The following is a 20,020-nucleotide window of genomic DNA, read 5'->3' on the forward strand; positions in this document are numbered from 1 at the left end:
CATGGAAGATACCCTGCATCAGCGTTTAATTGGTCAAGAAGAAGCGGTTAAAGCGGTTTCTCGCGCCATTCGTCGCGCTCGGGTGGGCTTAAAGAACCCCAATCGACCGATTGCCAGCTTTATCTTCTCTGGCCCAACTGGAGTGGGTAAAACAGAACTCACCAAAGCCTTAGCGACTTACTTCTTCGGATCAGAAGAAGCAATGATTCGCTTAGATATGTCTGAGTTCATGGAACGTCATACCGTTTCTAAGCTGATCGGTTCGCCTCCCGGTTATGTCGGGTACAACGAAGGCGGTCAACTGACTGAAGCCGTGCGTCGGCGTCCTTACACGGTGGTTCTATTCGACGAAATCGAAAAAGCCCACCCCGATGTCTTCAATATGTTGCTACAAATTTTAGAAGACGGACGCTTGACTGATGCGAAAGGTCGCACGGTAGACTTCAAAAATACCTTGATCATTATGACCTCCAACATTGGATCGAAGGTGATCGAAAAAGGTGGCGGTGGTTTAGGATTTGAGTTCTCCGAAAATGAATCTGATGCTCAGTATCATCGGATTCGTAACTTGGTTAACGAAGAACTGAAGCAATACTTCCGTCCAGAATTCCTCAACCGTCTCGATGAGATTATTGTCTTCCGTCAATTGACGAAGGATGAGGTTAAGGAAATTGCGGTGATTATGCTCAACGAAGTCTTTCGTCGTCTGACGGAAAAAGGCATTAAGTTGGAAATCACTGATCGGTTCAATGAACGCTTAGTTGAGGAAGGTTACAACCCCAGCTACGGCGCTCGTCCCTTACGTCGGGCGATCATGCGCTTACTCGAAGATAGCTTGGCTGAAGAAATTCTCTCAGGTCGCATCGGTGAGGGCGATACCGCCGTTGTTGATGTCGATGGAGAGGGTCAAGTCACAGTTGCCCAAGGAGAAAAAGAAAAGCGGGAATTGTTACCGCAAACGGCTGAATAATCAGTTACTGTTGAGCTATCTCTAGCTCAACTTGAGTAACATCTCATAAATTTAATCAGGGGTATAACAACTGTTGTACCCCTTTCTATTCGGTTTTGTTTGTTTGGAGAACTCCTGTTAAGGAACAAACTCAGTCACAACCTGACCCCCGCTTTGATCCCCAGTCACCACAATGGTATCACTGGTAAACTCACCCACTGCTCGATTTCCCCTTAAAGTCAAAGGTGGATCAATTTGACGGTAAACAACATTACCTTGAGCCTGAAACTGTTGTTGGGATGTAGACCAAGTTAACTGATTCGTATTCAACTGAGCTTGACGCTTTTGACCGATCGCCACAACATTTCCGACTAAATCAAATTGTTCAGCTTTGATATCACCCCATCCCTGGTTTGCTGTTACCGTTACTTGTTCTTCTCGATGAACAATGGTAATCGGTTGGGGAGACTCTATTTTTTGCTCTTCATACTGCCATTTGATCTGATTACTGGCAACTTGCAAAGGGGGTTCTGACAGTGCAATTTGCACATTTTTCTTCAGATCAGCGAGTTGAGTTTTGAGATCAATAATCGCTTCTCCGGCGACACCGCGATCACTCACCATTTGATCTTGATAGCGATCGACTTCTACCCGACGATCAGCAATCAGTTTTTCTTGTTCCCACTCCCAAATCACGTGATCAGTACGGACTTGCACAACCGGATCTTTGACATCAATCACAACCTGATTCCAAAACTCGATCCGCTTTTCTCGGTTAAACGCTTGTACCTCAGAGGCGACGATATTAACCTGTTCATGTTCTCCCGTCACCCCGTTACGAACCACCAAGATTTCCTGATCAACAATCCACTCTAAAAAATTACCTCGTAGAACCAATCCCCGATCAACATCAGTCGCAACGATATTATTGCGTAAAACAACCCGCTTACTATCTTGGTAGATTTCTCCAAGTTCAGCTTCTACTTTGTAGAGAAGTTTACCATCGCGAAACAGTTCACCGACGGGTTGAGTCACATTGGCAATTCGATTATCCTTACTGTAACTGGCTTGCTTAGACTTGACTCGCCACAACAACTCCCCCTTCTCGTTGGCTTGTTCGAGGGTAACATCATCGAGGGTTAAGCTGTTGTCAAATTCTTCTTCAGGTTCAGTTTGAGCGGGAGTGACATCATTTTGAGGTAGCTCTGGGGGGGTACACCCTGAAAGTCCAGAGAAAATGATCATCCCAACCCATACCGATAAAATTCTCCCAGAGAAACCTATCGGAATTCTCGGGAAGAATTGAGGTTGAGCTTGAATCTCAACAGTTGTCAATTTGAAAACCCCCCACCGATTATTCATGCTGGCGATTTTACGATCCCTCCATTTGTCGGTGATCAACTAAACTCATACTCGAAAGTGGACGATAGGGATAAGGGTTCGGGCTGCGAGGATTTTTCTGAATTTCTTCCTTGACATTTTCTAAATCAATATAGCGATCAGCCACGTTAATCAAACTGTCGCTAGTCATTGAGCGCAAACTGACCACTTCTACCCGCACCCCTCTATAACTCACACAGTCAACGGCATAGGCGAGATCTCCATCTCCACTGACCAAAACCGCCGTGTCGTAGGAACCGACTAAAGCCAGCATATCCACTGCAATTTCGACATCTAAGTTGGCTTTTTTAGAACCATCAGGAAGCTGAACTAGATCTTTGGCAATTACTCGATAGCCATTGCGCCGCATCCACAGCAAAAACCCCTGTTGTTTTTCGTTTGTACGGTCAACCCCTGTGTAGAAAAATGAACGCAACAACCGTGATCCCCCAGTCAACCGACACAAGAGTTTAGTGTAGTCAATCTCGATCCCCAGTTGTAAAGCGGCATAAAACAGGTTGGAACCATCAATAAAGATAGCAACACGACCTCGATTTTCGAGAACTTGTTCAGGCGTGAAAATTTCGCCGTTTTTTATGGGATGAAACATAATTTTATACCTCGTTTATTATCGAAATGATTGTTTATTGAATGAGTCGTGAAGTCGCCAGATTGAAGACAAATGTGTTATCTTAAGTAAAGCTTAACGATCACGCTGGCTATGACAAAACGGTTTCAGGGAGTTCTAGACGCAGAAAAACAGGTTGGGGTTCAGCAAGCACTTGCTCGGGAGGCAAGATTCCCCACAAAGCATGAGTTTCAAAGGTTGCTGCTGCCTCAATTGCAGTCTTGTCATTGAAATCAATTGAGAATCCAAGCTGATGATAAATCCCATTGCTGAGATTAGGAGTTATGGGAGACAGTAGATAAGCTGCTAGTCTAACAGATTCCAGTACAGAATAGAGTACAGATTCGACTAAATCTAGCTTTTCTTGCTTATATAAAGCCCAAGGTGCCTGTTCATCAATGTATTTATTCCCGGCTTGAACAAGATTTAAGATGGCACCGCAAACCTTGCTAAATGCTAAACTCTCATAGCCTTGAGCTACAGTTTGACCTAACGTTACACCATAAGATTTTAGGGGATTATCCTCTGGAATTGCAGTACCGCTAACGTGGGGAATGCGACCTTCAAAGTATTTGTGAACCATCCTGAGTGTTCGATTGAGCAAGTTTCCCAGGTCATTGGCTAAATCAGCATTCACCGTATTGATAAATCGAGTCAGATTGAAATCTCCATCTTGTCCAAATTCTATCTCTTTGAGAAAATAGTAGCGAACTGCATCTGATCCAAACTGACGAAGTAACTCTACAGGATCGAGTGTATTACCCAAGCTTTTCCCCATTTTCTTACCATCTTTGGTTAGAAATCCGTGTCCAAAGATACGACCGGGTAAGGGTATATCAGCAGACATTAACATTGCCGGCCAATAAACGGCATGAAAACGCAAAATATCTTTACCAATCAAATGTAGACTAATCGGCCACCCTTTTGATAAAGCATTCTCTAATGTCGCCTCATGATCGGGATCAAGTAAAGCCGTAACATAACCCAAAAGCGCATCAAACCAGACATAAATGGTTTGGTTGGGATCAACAGGAACGGGAAAACCCCAATCCACATTCAGCCGAGATATCGAGAAATCCTGTAAACCCTGACTGACAAAACTGATCACCTCGTTGCGACGGCTTTCGGGCTGAATAAAGTCTGGTCGCTCTTGGTATAAGGCTTCGAGTTGCTTTTGATATTTAGAAAGTCTAAAGAAATAGTTCTGCTCATCACGCCATTCAACCTGTTTATTGGTGTGAATTGGGCAGTATTTTTCATCAATCAGTTCTCGTTCTTCCTTAAATTCTTCACAAGCAACACAATACCAACCTTGTTGTTGACTTAAATAGATATCTTCTTGATCCCAAACCCGCCCGAAAAACTCCTTAACAATCTCAGCATGGCGAGGATCTGTTGTCCGACTAAAGCGATCATATTGAATATCGAGTTTGTCCCACAGACTTTCAAAGCTAGAGACAATTTGATCGCAATGCTCCTGGGGAGAACGGTTGAGACTTTCGGCTGTCCGTTCAATTTTTTGGCCATGTTCGTCGGTTCCGGTGATCAGGAGTACGGATTTTCCTTGCAAACGCTGAAATCGCGCGACAGCATCGGCTGCCATCGTGGTATAGGCACTCCCGACATGAGGCACATCGTTAACATAGTAGAGGGGGGTTGTTAGGGTAAACAAGTTTTCTGTCTTTTTTGGTTCCATTTAGATATTCCCGTTGGATATCCCTAATCTTGATGCGATCAGAAGAAATTAAAACGAGGAGGGGGTTTACTACAGCTTTACTCTTGAATGTTAGATATACTAACTTCTACAGCAGACTCACCGAATACCCGTTCCGCCCCTAACTTCTCTGCACTTTTGTGAGGTCAAACTCAGTTGACCTTGAGCCATAGTTGCCTCTGCTGTCAAACAACAGAGTAATCTCTGAGTTCAAAACTCATTCTAATCATAGCTTAGAGATTAAACGATATTGATTGCCTTTTGACTAGATATGAGTGCTGAACATCAGAAAAAACGTTATATTTTTGGCAATAGCAACCATTAGGAACTTAAACTAAACTTTTAGACTCTCATACTTTCTTAAATTTTGTTTTGAGTTAATAGATAGATCGACGGTCAGTTTCACCATAAAAGCTAAATTTATGAATCTATCTCAAGAATGATATAATCAAGACTAATGTAAAGTTATATTAAGATACAGCTCTTGGGCTGAAGTTGAGACTTACCCAACAAACTACTTAATTATGTCTTCAGATCAAACCGTGCAAATTTCGCAGGGGTTACTCACGGCACTAGGAACGCGAATGTTCTTGCACAATGAAGACCGGATTCCGACTCGGAGTGCGGTACTGGTCGTCAGCAATCATCGTAGCTTTCTTGATCCAGTGATCCTCACTGCTGCTTTGGGTCATCCGATTCGTTTTGCTTGTCATCACTACATGGGTCAAGTCCCGGTATTAAAGGATGTCGTGACCACTTTAGGTGCTTTTCCCCTGCAAGAACCCACCCAGCGATCCCAACATTTTTTGCATCAAGCCAGCCAATTGTTGCAAAATCAAGAAATGGTAGGTGTATTTCCCGAAGGCGCCCAACCAATGGTCAAAGTCACATCTCCCAACCACATCGGGTCTTTTCATCGTGGATTTGCTCATCTGGCTTGGCGAGTTCCCGTTGAAAATCTGGCAATTTTACCTGTGGCGATCGCTGCTTTTGACGAACAAATAATCCGATCAGGCATCCCATTACGCCTGTTAAACTGGTTTGACCCCTCCGAACCGCTGTTTGATCGTCCGGGTTGGCATCCGATGGTTCTCTACAAACGAACAAATATTCTAGTTGGTCGTCCTTATTGGATTAAACCCCAACAGCAGCAACAGTATCGAGGTAAACAAGCCCGAGAACTTGTTGCCAATCTAACAGCATATTGTGAGAGTGAAATTGCAAACTTATTACAGAAATCGTCTTAGATTCTCCGCACACAGCCCAATTCTCGAGACTCTCTAAGAACCATTCACTAAGCGAACCGTCAAGCCTATCTCTGTTGTGGACAATAAGGATGAAAAAACAAACATGATCCCCAGTCCGTTCGTAGAACCCAACCCCAATCTCAACACGATCTGCTTTCTTCAACCCAAACCCCCCCAACCAGATTTACCCTTATTGATCTTTTTACCAGGAATGGATGGGACGGGTAAACTCCTACACAAGCAGATTCCTCAATTATCCAAAGTTTTTGATATTCGTTGTCTTAGTATTCCCTTGCAGGATCGATCCAACTGGAATACCCTCACGGTTCGCACAATCGCCTTAATTAAAACTGAACTGACCTCAAACCCAGAACGAGGGGTGTATGTCTGTGGAGAATCCTTTGGAGGGTGTTTGGCGGTCAATATCGCCGTGAAAGCACCGAAGCTAATTGATCGCTTAATTTTAGTCAATCCTGCTTCTTCGTTTAAACAGCAGCCCTGGCTTCAGTGGGGATCATTATTAACCCAATCCATGCCGGGATGGTTTTATCCGACTTCTGTACTGACTCTCCTACCTTTCCTGGCTTCTTTGGGGCGGATCTCACTCGATGATCGCCAAGCCCTAATCCAAACGATGAAATCTGTCCCTCAACAAACTTCAGCCTGGAGACTGGAATTACTCCAATCATTTACCCTCGATACCGCTCGACTCCGCCAACTTCAAAAACCTGTTTTGGTGATCGCAGGGGCGGCAGATTTATTACTTCCTTCGGTGACAGAAGCCCAATCATTGGTGAAACATCTCCCGAATACTCGCTTAGTCGTTTTGCCCAGAAGTGGCCATGCTTGTTTATTGGAAACTGATATTGACTTGCTAGAGATTTTGCAAGAACAAAACTTTCTAAATGGACTCTGGAGTGAGTCTAGAGATTCTGATTCGATTTCTGCGATCGCAGAACATTCTACTCGACGGATCGCCAGTTAAAGGAGTTGCCAGGTTGACCACTGGGATGACAGACTATAGGGTTGAGTTGATCGATAGTCTCTCAATACCTATCTAAAAACCACCATGACCGTCAGCACAACGACTCAACCCGGACTCGCATCCCGTTTAGTGAATGGATTTCTCGCGGTTAAACCTTTATTTAATATTGCCAAACATCAAGCCCGTCAGATGATGATTGATCGGGCCGAAAAACTGGGAGTTCCCTGGCGAGAACAGGCCAAAACCTTGCTTTCGCGCAACTGGGACGCTGAATTTACTCAAGTCCACAATCCCCAATTAAATTATCCTGAATATTATCTGCGTCCGTTTCATGCCTACGATGAGGGAAATTTAAGCTGGCAAGCGGCTGTGGAAGTCGAAGTCGCCGCCTATGCGGTTCATGCCAAAATCTGGCCAGAAGCGGGGGCGGAGGGGGATCACCTTCTACGTCAGAGTTACAACGACGTTTTACGGGCTTCGTTACCGACGGATTTACAGGATATTGTAGATTTCGGGTGTAGCGTTGGGATGAGTACCCTTGCTCTGCAACACCTGTATCCAACAGCCAAAATGACCGGGGTTGATTTGTCTCCCTACTTTTTAGCCGTTGCTCAATATAATAGTCAAAAGTGGCAGCAACAGGGATTTTCTCAGCCAACTTGGGTTCATGCGCCCGCAGAAGCGACAAATTTACCCGAAAATAGTTTTGATCTGGTGTCATTGTGTTTAATTTGTCACGAATTGCCTCAAATTGCGACGCAACAAATTTTTCAAGAAGCACGACGGATTTTGCGTCCGGGTGGGTATATTGCGGTTATGGATATGAACCCCCACTCAGAAGTAATTACTCGAATGCCTCCTTTTGTATTGACGTTACTCAAAAGTACGGAACCTTATTTAGATGAATATTTTAGTTTGAATTTAGAACAAACGTTAACTGAGGCAGGGTTTCAACTTTTAACTCTCACTTGTAATACTCCCCGTCATCGCACAGCGATCGCAAAGGTGATCTAAATTTGAGCTTAAATAGGGGCTGGCTTCTCAATGTTCTTTGTTAGAAACATAGATCGGTACGGAACCCGCCCGACAATGATCTCCGTCTAAAATTTCCTATTTTTCCGCTATGTTAAATGCAGAAGATCTGTTTAATGAAGCCTTTTATTTGGCGAATAATCCTGATGTTGAAGCAGCAGTGGAAGCGGGGATCATTGAGAGTGGGTTCGATCATTTTATTGAGTCGGGTCAGTTTCAAGTCCGCCAACCGAGTCCATTATATAGTGAACTCGACTATCTCGCGGCAAATCCTAATATTCGGGATGCGGTAACGCAAGGGATTGTTAATAGTGGTTTTCAACATTTTATCGAATTTGGTCAATTTGAAAGACGCAACCCCAGTCCGTTATTTGATACATCGTTTTATTTAACTCAAAATCCCGATGTAAATACAATTGTGAATGAGGGGATTTTAACCGCAATTGAACACTTTGTTAAATTTGGTCAGTTTGAAGATCGCGCCCCCAGTCTTTTATATAATCCCAATTATTATTTATCTCAAAACCCAGATGTTGCTGTCGCCGTTGAACGGGATGAACTGACTGGAATTGAACATTATCTTGATATTGGTGCGGCTCAAGATCGAGATTTTAGTGCGTTTCTTTCCCCAGATGGTTCTTCTTTTCCCAATCAAGTGAGTGTGGGAGATGTGACTCAAACTTCGGCGATTTTATTAACTCGAAATACGGTTCCAGGAGAGATAGAGTTTGAAGTTTCAACTAATCCCAACTTTACTAAAATTATCACATCACAAATCCAACCGATTAATAATATTATTGAACCCATTAAAGTTGAAATTGGGAATTTAGTACCTGGAACTCAATATTTTTATCGCGTTACTAATACTTTAGGAGCGAGCGAAGTGGGAAGTTTTAGAACCGTTCCCCCAATAGAAGTTCAACAAGGATTAAGATTTGGAGTCAGTGGAACAATTCAAGGTGAACTCGCTCCTTATCCGGCTTTAATTAATGCTCCTGAACGCAATTTAGACTTTTTTGTACAATTGGGTGATACGATTTCAGCCAATACAATTTCACCGGATTTACCTAAAGTTTCTCAAGCAATTACTGAACTTGATTTTAACACAAAATATAATGAAACTATTTCTCAACGGGCTGGAATTAATCCCTTAGCTAATTTGGAGTCATCAACGCCAATTCTTTCAGTGTGGGATGATCAAGATTTAATTGATAATTTTGCAGGAGGAGTTGCGCCAACGAGTCGTTTATTAACTCAAGCTATTTTTGGAACAGAGGGAGAATTTGTCAATGATACACCTTTGTTTGAAACGGCTTTAAATGCTTTCCAAAATTCTAAACCTTTACGGAACTTATTTTATGGAGAAACGGGTGATTCTCGCACAGCAAATGAACGAAAACTATATCGAGCGATCCCCTATGGACAAGATGGGGCGGCGTTTATTTTAGATGCTCGTTCTTTCCGAGATGCAACCTTATTTCCGCTGACTGATGTTCCGACAGAGGGGCAAATTAATCAATTTATTCAACAAACATTTACACCTAATCGAACTTTATTGGGAGCAGCCCAATTAGAAGAATTAAAGAATGATTTATTAGCCTCAGAGAGTGCAGGAATTACTTGGAAGTTTATTTTTTCTCCGGTTCCCATCCAGAATTTAGGCTTTTTTGAAGCCGAAGATCGTTGGGAAGGCTATGCTGATGAACGTAATGAGTTATTACAGTTTATTGATGAAAATAATATTGATAATGTTGTATTTTTATCTGGAGAGGCAAATGGTACAATTGTCAATAATCTAACGTATCAAACCGATTTTGAACAACCTCAAATTCAAACCAATAGTTTTGAAATTACGGTTCAACCGACTGCGGTACAGTTAGAATTAGAAAACGAACAAATCGCGGCTCCTTTTGGCTCGGCTACTGTCGCACTAACACCGGATGATTTATTGTCTCCTGCGCTTAAAGATCTTTATTTTAGTTTAGACACTCAACCCGCAAGAAATGAGTTTATCCAAGAGGTTTTAGATAATCGAATTGTGAATTTTGGTTATGATTCCATTGGGTTAGAAGATTCAGAAATTGATGCAGAGTTAATCGAGGGATCGTATGTAGCGGCTCATACATTTGGCTGGACAGAATTTGTGATTGATTCCCAAACTCAACAGTTACAAGTGACAGTTTATGGAATTGAACCTTATACTCAAGATGAGATTGAAACTATTCCAGTTACTATTATTAATCGTTCACCTCAGATTGTCAGTCAATTTAGAATCAATCCAGTTTTGAATGCGTAAATATTTTCTCTAACTTTTTAGATAGATTTTATAGTATTTTCTGATCGATAAAAAGGTAGATGTAATTTTAACTGATTGTGTGAGGAAAGCGATTAAACTTAATCACGTTATGGTCTGAATCTTAGAACTTTTAAACTTCAAGCTGATTCACAACAGGAACATAAAGCCTTGGCTTCACAATTCTGTCGAAAAGAGCTATAGACAACCCGGTTACGTCCTTGAGATTTAGCTTTATACAAAGCTTTATCCGCATTCATTAAAAGTTCTAAAGGGGATAATTTATCATCCGGTTTCCGAGTCGCAACTCCCAAACTCAATGTTACACAGGAGCTAACTTTTGACTGTTTGTGAGGAATTTTGAGAGCAGCAACATGAGAGCGAATCTGTTCAGCAATTTTTAGAGCTTGTTCCGCCTCTAACTGAGGAAGAATTACCGCAAATTCTTCGCCGCCATAACGAGCAACGAGAAAGGAATTGGGATCAAGAATTTCTTGAACAGCGTTTTGAGTCGCGTCTGCAATTTGTTTTAAAGTAACATCTCCAGCAAGATGACCATAAGTATCATTGTAAGCTTTAAAAAAATCAACATCACAGATAATCACCGATAAAGAGTTTTCACTGCATTTTTCCCATTCTTCATAAAAATAAGCATAAAACTTGCGACGGTTAGCGAGTCGAGTTAGCTCATCTAAATTTGCCAAATATTTCAATTCTTGATTTTCCGATTGCAGTTGTTGTAGCATTTGATTTTGATGTTGAATCACTTGATGTAAGCTCAAAATCGTTAAATCCGTTTGAGAATTTCGGTTGAATCGTTGACGCATTGAGAACAAGATTGCTTTGAGGTTGAACATATTTGACATTTTGGATGCACCACTAAACAACAAGATCTAGTATCAATCACAGCCCCAAATATAGAAGTGATGACATTCTCAAAATCCTGTGAGAATTCCGAAGTATTCTCGTGAGGTAAACCTGTTTGAGCTTGTGACACCCTAGAAGTCGTAAAGGTGATGAGTGTCACATAAAATTAATCGATCTCAGCGTTAAAGTAAGAGTCGAAGCTAATATTGAGCGAAAGACAGCAATAGGTGTAATCGCTTATCCTCCTACCAGCAGCCCCATTGAGCCACTAGCGCTACTATGCAACTTCAAGTTCAAACTTTCACTGTTCACAAACGTTTTCCCCTCACCATTAGCCGGGGAACCACAGCCGGATCGACGAATATTTGGCTGAAAGTCGAACAGGATGGGATCGAAGGTTGGGGAGAAGCTTCACCGTTTTCGATTAGCAATCAACCCCAAACCCCAGAAACAGTAATAACCGCTTTAGAATCGGTGATCCCCAAGCTAGAAGCCTTAACTCCCCTAGATCGACAACGGATTGAACTGATTTTGCAAGAGAGTCAACTTCCCTCGGGGGCTTGGGCGGCGTTGGATATCGCGTTTCACGACTGGTTGGGAAAAAAGGTGGGATTACCCCTGTGGCGGTTATGGGGGTTGGATCGCGATCGCAGTGTTCCGATTTCGGTGACAATTGGGATTAATACCCCAGAAGGGGCGAAAGCTAGAGTCAGAGATTGGTTGAATTATCTTGATGTGCGAGTCTTGAAAGTGAAATTGGGTAGCCCCCAAGGGATCGAAGCGGATCAAGAAATGTTCAGGGCGGTTCAAAGTTCAGCCCCGACAGATGCGGTGTTATATGTGGATGCGAATGGAGGTTGGAATTTGTCAGATGCGATCAAAATGTGTGATTGGTTAGCCTCACTGGGGGTTAAATATGTTGAACAACCGTTAGCGGCGGATACTGCATTAAAACAGCTTCCCCAGCTTTATGATCAATCTCCTTTACCGATTTTTGTCGATGAAAGTTGTTTCAGTAGTCGGGATATTCCTTTATTGGCTGATTGTGTTCATGGGATTAATATTAAACTGATGAAATCGGGGGGATTAACCGAAGCGTTGCGGATGGTTCACACCGCCAAAGCGTTGGGGTTGCAGGTGATGTTTGGTTGCTATTCTGATAGTAGTTTAGCCAATACAGCCGCCTCTCATTTAGCCTCGCTTGCTGACTATCTAGATTTAGATTCCCACCTCAATTTAATTGATGATCCCTTTACAGGTGCGACAGTGAAACAAGGATGTTTAATTCCCAATAATTTACCCGGATTAGGAGTAAGCAAGATAGAACTCAAAGATTAAAATGGTTAATCATTACTTCTTGGCAAACACAGAATATACATCTTCAATGGTAAACTCACATAAATCTTTTGAGGTCGGAGTATCAATTTGAACGAAAACATGGTTTCAGTGAAGGGGAAAAATTTAATAAAATCGATTAAGAAGACAAACAAGATCATTGTTTCTGAATTTCGGGGAGATTGATGTCTGATTGATTAATCCTGCCTGACTTTTGGCGAGAGCTTTCGCTACAATAAAAGCGACTTTGTAATAATAAAATATACTAAAGTGTCTTTCAGTCTATTAACTACTGCTGATGGCGTGGAAAATTTACATTGGCTGCACAACATTAGCCCCACAGACCGATCAATTGTTGGGGATAGAGGATTTTACTTGGGTGACTTGATTCAAGAGGGTTATCCGGTTATCCCTGGCTTTGTGGTGAGTGCCAAAATTTATCGCGAGTTTTTGGAAGCAATAGACTGGCAAGAACCTATATTAGTTGACTTTCCAACATCTTCATTACATATTGATCTCAAAGATCCGCGACAACTGCAAGCGATCGCTCAACGGATTCGTCATCAAATCATTACATCCAGCTTATCATCCGAATTTAGATCAACCCTACAATCATCACTGAATACCCTTAACGCTCAGGCTTTGATCTTTCATCCCAGTTTAAGATTTCCCTTGATCCCCACCAATGGATTATTTGATCCGGTGATGAGTTGGGCAACAATCGATGCAGTTGAACTCGGGATTAAACAAGCTTGGGCGGAGTTATTTCGGGCGAGAAATTTATTGTATTGGCAACGCAATAATGTCCAACTTGCACATCTTCAACCGACTATTTTAGTACAACTGATTCCGGAGGCGATCGCTTCAGGTTCAGTTCGTTTTGATGCTGAAGTTTGGGATATTGAGGCGACTTGGGGCTTAGAATTAGCGACATTATGGGGACAAACTCACCCCGATCATTATCAAATCAATCCCCAAACCCAAGAACTACAACACCAAAAACTCGGTTATAAAACCATTGGTTACAGTTTAAAATCCTCTACAAGCACTCAATTAAGCAATCTAGAGGGTCAATGGAGTGGGTTGGCTCAATGTACTCTATCCCCTCTGCACAGCCCGATAGAAGCCAAATTATTAGGGCCTGAGTATCAAGAATCTGTACTCAAACCCGCTCAACTCCAATCCTTAATCGAGTTAGTCAAACCCATCGCCAAAAACTTAGGGCAATCTGGGTTAATTGAGTGGACAATGTGTGAGTCGTGTGAATTTTATATTTCTCGTGTCTGTACGGTTGATGCTGATTCCATCGCTAAACGGGACTTGGAGGTTGACTCTCAAGAATCTTCGGGGGATCTTAGAGGAATTGCTGCATCCTCCGGGCGAACAGTGGGGAAGGCGTATATACTGGCGAATCCTTCTACAGTTCAAACAAATCTCTTTCCGACCGGAGCAATTTTGGTTGTGAAAACCATGATCCCGGAATTGCTTTCCTTACTCCAACGGGCGGCGGGTTTAGTCACCGAACAGGGAGGAATGACTGGACATGGTGCAATTTTAGCCCGAGAGTTAGGAATTCCGGCTGTGATGGGAGTGAAATCCGCAACTGAGCAGATTAAAATGGGAGAATCCGTTCTTGTTGATGGGGATCGTGGAGAAGTTCATCGGATTCTGAGTCAGAATATGACGACTGAGCAACCTTTTTCGACGTTAGAAACAAATTTAGAGACAAAATCGATTATTTCGGAAAATGAGTTACGGGTTCCGATTGCGACTCAATTGATGGTCAATATCAGTCAATCGAGTTCTTTTCTGCGACTCAAAAATGCCAAAAACTTACCGATTGATGGAGTCGGCTTAGTCCGTTCTGAACTGATGGCTTTAAATTTGTTAAACTCGGAGAATCCTTCAGTCGATTTTAGTCAGTGGTTACACCCTCAAAATCAGTCTAAATTTATTGAGGGAATGGTCGAAGGTCTTCAGCAGTTAGCCGCGACGATTGCGCCTCGTCCTTTATGTTACCGGGCTTTGGATTTACGAGAGTTTCACCAAGAGGTTAGACCGCTCTGGAATGGGGAAATTTCTGAGTTAGCGCAGCTAACCACTGTCTCTCACTGCGACAACCATTGTCAAGGACAATATTCGACTTTATTTGAGTTGGAACTCGCGGTTTTATCAAAGCTCAATCAGTTGGGTTTTAATCATATTCGTCTGATTTTACCGTTTGTGCGATCGGTTGAGGAATTTTGTATTTATCGTCACTATATTGAAAAAACTGGATTAACCCGAAATTCTCATTTTCAAGTTTGGATTATGGCAGAAGTTCCCTCGGTTGTCTTTTTAGTCTCTGATTATATTAAAGCGGGAGTTCAAGGAATTGCAATTGGAACAAATGATTTGAGTCAATTTCTCTTGGGTATTGATCGCAATCAAACTCGTCAACTTTCTCATCTCAATGAGTTACATCCGGCAATGCTGAAAGTGATTCAAAAACTGATTAAAGAGGCTCGGAAAGCAAAAATTCCTTGTTCTATCTGTGGGGATGCTCCGGTATTATATCCAGAGTTAATTGATCATTTAGTCCGTTGGGGAGTGACTTCGATTTCGGTGAATCCTGATGCAATTGAAAAGACCTATCTAGCGATCGCCCGAGCAGAACATCGACTCATGTTAGAACATTCTCGTGCCAGCCTAACCCCCTAGAAACCGAGAGGGAATTTTAATCATAATCCACCTCCCGGTTTATTGTCTCGATAATGCTTAGTTTTCCATGCGAGAAATCACTTCTTCGGGGGATAAATTTCCAAAGATCACAGACATGATCCCCGGTAGATATTTATCCATCGTGGTAACATTAGAATAAACTAAATGCTTCACCAACGTTGAGGATAACTGAGTGCCTTCAACATCTAAACTGGTTTTATAGCGAATCTCCCCATCATAGAAATTCATTTCAAAGTTTCCGATGATCATCCCATAGTTAATCATCGTGATAAACGTCGCCACATTATAGCGTTTGTATTCAGGAACTTTCACCGGAAATACAGAATAAACACTTAATTGTTTTTCTTCTTCGCGAGCGATCATGTAGCAGTCAAATCGACCATTGTTCCCTTCAATTCCGAGTGCTAAAACTCTCCGATGTTCGATTTCCTTAAAAACCCAACCATCTTCGTCAAAGAACTCTAGCAGAACATCATATAGAGGGCGATCTGGGATATTTTCTTTCGTGACTGTTTGGGGATTTTGTTCAGAAGCAATCATAATTTTATCTATCTCCTAAAACCACTCAGGCTGTTCTTTTAAAGACTGGAAAATTTACAGCTTTTTATTGTCAGATGTAATCATATCATCCCTCACCTTATTTGACTTCGGCTCCAGACAAATAATATTACTGACTTCATAGTAAACAGGCCAATAAAAGCCTACCTGACTATAAGTAAGCCGATTTTTCTTTTCTACAAATTTCTTGTTATCAAAGATGCGTTTGCGGGTTCCTGAAAAAATACGGTGATTTTTTTCGAGACTTTTTGCATCCGCTTGAATTTCTGTTTCAATCTGGTCAGCATGAACCCCGTTCATCATTAATTGAAAACAGCGTTCGATCACTCGACGAATGGTTTGACGTTCTCTAGACTCATACTGAAAAACAGCACCTTCGGCCTCTCCTTTCCACAAAGTCAACCGATAACAACCGTGAGGATTTCCATGAGGAAACCAACCAAGTTTAAACGTATAACCCTGTTGATCGACAGTTGAACTTGTTCCCTCTAAAGTGATCGGCTTAATTAAAAGTAAATCTTCATTGTAAAAGTGAAAATTGACAATTCCACCGTCTCGAATTAAGGGATCTTCATCTCCGAAAGCATTATGAATGATCGCCCAGCCACTAGGTATATTGAGTGGAACCAGTTTTGAATACATGAATAGTGATTGCTCAGTCTACTGAAGTCAATTTGATTAACGGATGCGTTTTGTTTGCCGTTGGCGTTGCTGAATCCGAGTGCAATGTCCACGTACCGATATCGATACCTTTTCACTCCAGCTCGATCACCTCTTATCAATAACACGTTTTTCTCGGTCTCGCAAGACAGTAGAGGGGAAGGTGGGGAAGTGGAGAGGTGGGGAGATGGAGAAACAGTTGACAGTAACCAGTTATGCAGTTATTCAGTTGTCAATCTTTTACTGTTCACTGATTACTGTTCACTGATTACTGTTCACTGATTACTGTTCACTGATCACTATAAATCAGCCTGTATTTCGCATTCCGGCAGCAATTCCATTAATCGTGAGCAACGCACCGCGTAACAATTCACCCTTGCTATAGCGTGAATGAATCACTCCGGGCGCACTAGCGACTCCATGCTGACGTAAACGCTTCAACAAAGCCACTTGCAGGAAGCCTAACGGAATAATCGTACCATTGCGTAACTGGACTGATCGTTGCAAGGTGGGATCACCATCTAACAAACGTTCATGCTCGGTAATTTCGAGAACCAGTTTACGGGTTAGCTGAAATTCTTGAGAAATTTGTTCGTACAACGCCTCAAAGCGAGCCAAATCTTCACGGGCGCTCAACTCTCTAACGTAGTGGTGAGCAATTTGCATATCCACTTTTGCCAGCGTCATTTCCACTTTAGAAATCGTCGTGCGGAAGAACGGCCACTTATAGTAGAAGTAACGTAACAGTTTGATATGTTCCTCGGGTTCCTTTTGAACAAATTCTTGTAATGCCGCACCCACTCCATACCAAGAAGGAAGCAGAAAACGGCTCTGAGTCCAGCTAAATACCCAGGGAATCGCCCGTAAACCCGAAATATCTTTTTTCTTGTCACCGCGACGTCGAGACGGACGAGAACTAATTTGCAGTTGGCTAATTTCTTGAATCGGGGTGACTTGATCAAAGAACTCCACCAAATCCGGCTGTTCGTAGATCAAGGCGCGATAATGCGATCGCGATTTCACCGACAATTCTTCCATAATCTGGTTCCAGGTTTCAATCTCATCAAACCCGGTATGGAGGAGACTCGCTTGGATGACTGCGGTGGAAACACTTTCGAGATTATAAAGAGCCAGTTGCGGGAGTGAATATTTAGACGCGAGAACCTCCCCTTGTTCGGTAATTTTAATCCGACCGCTAATACTTTTACCCGGTTGAGCTAAAATCGCTTTGTAGGCAGGGCCGCCTCCTCGTCCGACTGAACCGCCTCGTCCGTGGAAGATACGGAGACTCACGTTATAGGATTCTGCCACTTTTTGCAGGGCTTTTTGAGCTTTGTGAATTTCCCAGTTACTACTGAGGAAACCCGAATCCTTGTTACTGTCGGAATAGCCCAACATAATCTCTTGGAGGGAGCGATCTGAATCTGGAGTGTTGTTGGACTGGTAATGTTCATAACCCCCGCCGAGCATGGCCCGATACAGCGGTAAATCGAACAAATTCTTCATCACAATCGGAGCGCGTTTGAGATCTTCTACAGTTTCAAACAGCGGTACCACTTGCAGATTAGGGATTCCGGTTGCCGAATCATAGAGTCCAGCTTCTTTGGCCAAAAGCAGAACTTCCAGTAGGTCACTGACTTCATGACTCATACTGATGATATAGGTTTGACAGATTTCCGAGCCGAATTCCCGTTGTAAATCCCGCATCATTCGGAAGGTTTGAATGGTTTCGCAGGTTTTCTCAGAAAAGGGGAGTTCAGACGGAATTAGAGGACGACGGGTTTGCAGTTCTGTAGACAACCACAGGGAACGTTCAGCCTCTGAGAGTTCGTTGTAAGGTTTGGGTAAAATTTCTAGATAGTCTGCAATTTCACTGAGAGCATTGGAGTGAACCGACGACTCCTGACGCATATCCAGACGAGCCAGAGAGAACCCATAAATTTGAACTTGACAGAGGAGATCTTCGAGATCTCGACATTCAATCCCGGTTTCGTGTAAATTACGCTCAATTAGGGTCAGTTCATCAAGAAATTCGCTGCCCGATTGGTAAAAACTCCCCATACTCTTATCGGGGCTAACCAGTTTTTCTCGCTCTAAGGTAACATCATCACTATTGTAAAGTCGCCAGTTGCGATCGCGTGTGTTTTCGAGTCGTTTTTGAACGTAGGCGAGTTTCAGGCGATAGGGTTCTTGACGATAGCGGATAGCCAGTTTATCGTAGATTTCTGGGAGTTGTACCCGATCGCGATCGAGAGCTTCGAGCAATTCTGGAAGGACATCACTCCAGTGCAGGGATAAACTCAGCAGTCCGTTGAGATACTCTACCGCACCGATGTACTTTTCTAGAACCAGATGACGCTGATAGCAAGCCGTTCGCCAGGTGACTTCGGGAGTAACAGAGGGGTTTCCATCCCGATCAGCCCCAACCCAAGAGCCAAATTTGCAAAAATCGTATCTAGGCGGTTTTAAGTAAGGGAAGGAGGCATTTAAGGCGTGTTTGATGCGTTGATAGAGTTGGGGAATGGCATCAAATAAGACTTCTTGAAAGTAGTGTAAGGTATAGTCTACTTCATCAAGGACTGTGGGTTTAAACTGATGGAGTTCATCGGTTCGCCACCAGAGCCGAATTTCTTCAGTGAGTTGTTCGTACAGTTCATTAGTCCATGATGACAACGTTGAAGTCTGCTCGTGGGTCTTACTTTCACTCAACGAACTTGTATTTTGATCGACGTTATCGAGTTGTTGTAGGACTTTAGCGATCCGACGTTGTTTGGTGCGGATGGTATGACGAACAATTTCTGTCGGGTGTGCGGTAAACACCAAGCGAACATCCAAGTTATCGATTAATCTCTGAATGAGTTGGGAGGGGACGTTCAAGCTTCGCAACATCGGGAACAGGTAGTGAAAAGTGGCTAATTCCTGTTCGGTTTGAGATTTAGCCGAGATATCAGAGAGATTCAACGGATATTCTCGTTCATCGGAGAACCGTTGGTTGCGGGTTTCAAAGACCGAGTTTTTTTGATCCGTCGGAAAAAGGGGTTGCTTCTCAGCCGATAGTCCCTTTGTGTAAGCCTGTTGTTGTTCGCGTTGTTCGTAATGTTGTTCTACGATGTTAATCAGCTGGAAGTAGAGTGCAAAAGCACGAGCCGCACGAATGGATTCATTGATATCTAACTGCTCAACCAGTTGTAAAACGTTAGACTCTTGAAAGTGAGATGCTTGTCCCTCTGGAGAGGTCATTGAGCGCATCTGCTTGAGTAAATCCACTAATTCTTGACCGCACTCTTGACGCAGGACTGACTCCCACAAATCTTCCACAATTTTAAGACGATTCCGCAATAATAAATCGCTCTCGGTTAATGTACCATTGGATGAAACAATTTTGTTAGAGACCTGATCTGAAGGGTGGAGCAGTGAACTCATAGGGCCTGTTCCTGTTTGGCAAGATTATGCCTTATTGTAGGGGTTAATCTCCCGAAAATCATAGATTTTTAAGGTTAAATTCCTAAACTTTGGATTAATCTTGTCTAAACCCAATGATTTTTTGACAACAGGGAACCGCTTTGACCGTCACCCGTGAACATTAATTAACCCGTGAATTGTTCAGCACATCCTCATCTTTACGATCTGCCGATCTGCTCACCCCTCAAA

General features: G+C 42.7%; 14 protein-coding genes. 7 read left to right on the forward strand and 7 right to left on the reverse strand.

The features are described from left to right. Positions 1 to 970 (forward strand): AAA family ATPase (locus tag M595_RS21810; RefSeq protein WP_023068651.1); only part of this gene is annotated, 970 nt, incomplete at its 5' end. Positions 971 to 1,087: 117 nt separating this feature from the next. Here M595_RS21810 and lptC read toward each other — a convergent pair. From lptC to metG, 3 genes are all read right to left on the reverse strand, one after another. Further along, positions 1,088 to 2,194 carry an LPS export ABC transporter periplasmic protein LptC gene (gene lptC / locus M595_RS21815; RefSeq protein WP_023068659.1) on the reverse strand — a complete coding sequence of 369 codons (1,107 nt, stop codon included), beginning with the start codon at positions 2,192 to 2,194 and terminating at the stop codon, positions 1,088 to 1,090. A 127-nt stretch (positions 2,195 to 2,321) separates the two neighbouring features. Continuing rightward, positions 2,322 to 2,939: a LabA-like NYN domain-containing protein gene (locus tag M595_RS21820; RefSeq protein ID WP_009784334.1), complete on the reverse strand. Its 618-nt coding sequence runs from the start codon at positions 2,937 to 2,939 to the stop codon at positions 2,322 to 2,324. Positions 2,940 to 3,048: 109 nt separating this feature from the next. Beyond that, a complete protein-coding gene (gene metG / locus M595_RS21825) occupies positions 3,049 to 4,653 on the reverse strand; it encodes a methionine--tRNA ligase (protein WP_023068661.1) in 1,605 nt (534 codons plus the stop codon). 542 nt (positions 4,654 to 5,195) lie between these two features. On the opposite strand from metG, the gene M595_RS21830 reads away from it, so the two are divergent. The 4 genes from M595_RS21830 to M595_RS21845 all read left to right on the forward strand — a co-directional run bounded on the left by M595_RS21830 (position 5,196) and on the right by M595_RS21845 (position 10,231). Further along, on the forward strand, positions 5,196 to 5,918 hold the full coding sequence (locus tag M595_RS21830; RefSeq protein ID WP_040484493.1) for a lysophospholipid acyltransferase family protein: 723 nt from the start codon (positions 5,196 to 5,198) through the stop codon (positions 5,916 to 5,918). A gap of 103 nt (positions 5,919 to 6,021) precedes the next feature. Continuing rightward, on the forward strand, positions 6,022 to 6,903 hold the full coding sequence (locus M595_RS21835; protein WP_023068655.1) for an alpha/beta fold hydrolase: 882 nt from the start codon (positions 6,022 to 6,024) through the stop codon (positions 6,901 to 6,903). Between the two features lie 84 nt (positions 6,904 to 6,987). Further along, positions 6,988 to 7,917 (forward strand): class I SAM-dependent methyltransferase, encoded by a 930-nt coding sequence (locus tag M595_RS21840; protein WP_023068644.1) that lies wholly within the window; start codon positions 6,988 to 6,990, stop codon positions 7,915 to 7,917. A 109-nt stretch (positions 7,918 to 8,026) separates the two neighbouring features. Beyond that, complete coding sequence (locus M595_RS21845; RefSeq protein WP_023068648.1) at positions 8,027 to 10,231, forward strand: alkaline phosphatase D family protein; 2,205 nt, start codon at positions 8,027 to 8,029, stop codon at positions 10,229 to 10,231. Between the two features lie 137 nt (positions 10,232 to 10,368). Here the strand turns inward: M595_RS21845 and M595_RS21850 are convergent, their stop codons facing one another. Further along, positions 10,369 to 11,094 (reverse strand): GGDEF domain-containing protein, encoded by a 726-nt coding sequence (locus M595_RS21850; RefSeq protein WP_023068647.1) that lies wholly within the window; start codon positions 11,092 to 11,094, stop codon positions 10,369 to 10,371. Positions 11,095 to 11,374: 280 nt separating this feature from the next. On the opposite strand from M595_RS21850, the gene M595_RS21855 reads away from it, so the two are divergent. Then, the gene (locus M595_RS21855; RefSeq protein ID WP_023068650.1) at positions 11,375 to 12,433 is read left to right on the forward strand and encodes a dipeptide epimerase; all 1,059 of its coding nucleotides are present in this window, start codon (positions 11,375 to 11,377) and stop codon (positions 12,431 to 12,433) included. Positions 12,434 to 12,700: 267 nt separating this feature from the next. After that, complete coding sequence (locus M595_RS21860) at positions 12,701 to 15,130, forward strand: putative PEP-binding protein (protein WP_083492866.1); 2,430 nt, start codon at positions 12,701 to 12,703, stop codon at positions 15,128 to 15,130. A 57-nt stretch (positions 15,131 to 15,187) separates the two neighbouring features. Here M595_RS21860 and M595_RS21865 read toward each other — a convergent pair whose 3' ends face one another. From M595_RS21865 to ppc, 3 genes are all read right to left on the reverse strand, one after another. Next, positions 15,188 to 15,691: a type III secretion system chaperone family protein gene (locus tag M595_RS21865; RefSeq protein WP_023068660.1), complete on the reverse strand. Its 504-nt coding sequence runs from the start codon at positions 15,689 to 15,691 to the stop codon at positions 15,188 to 15,190. 54 nt (positions 15,692 to 15,745) lie between these two features. Then, entirely contained in the window at positions 15,746 to 16,351 is a 606-nt protein-coding gene (locus tag M595_RS21870; RefSeq protein WP_023068645.1) for a hypothetical protein, read from the reverse strand. Positions 16,352 to 16,675: 324 nt separating this feature from the next. Then, positions 16,676 to 19,792 (reverse strand): phosphoenolpyruvate carboxylase, encoded by a 3,117-nt coding sequence (gene ppc / locus M595_RS21875; protein ID WP_023068654.1) that lies wholly within the window; start codon positions 19,790 to 19,792, stop codon positions 16,676 to 16,678. Positions 19,793 to 20,020 lie beyond the last annotated feature (228 nt).

The organism is Lyngbya aestuarii BL J (assembly GCF_000478195.2).
In the GTDB taxonomy this organism is placed as follows: domain Bacteria; phylum Cyanobacteriota; class Cyanobacteriia; order Cyanobacteriales; family Microcoleaceae; genus Capilliphycus; species Capilliphycus aestuarii.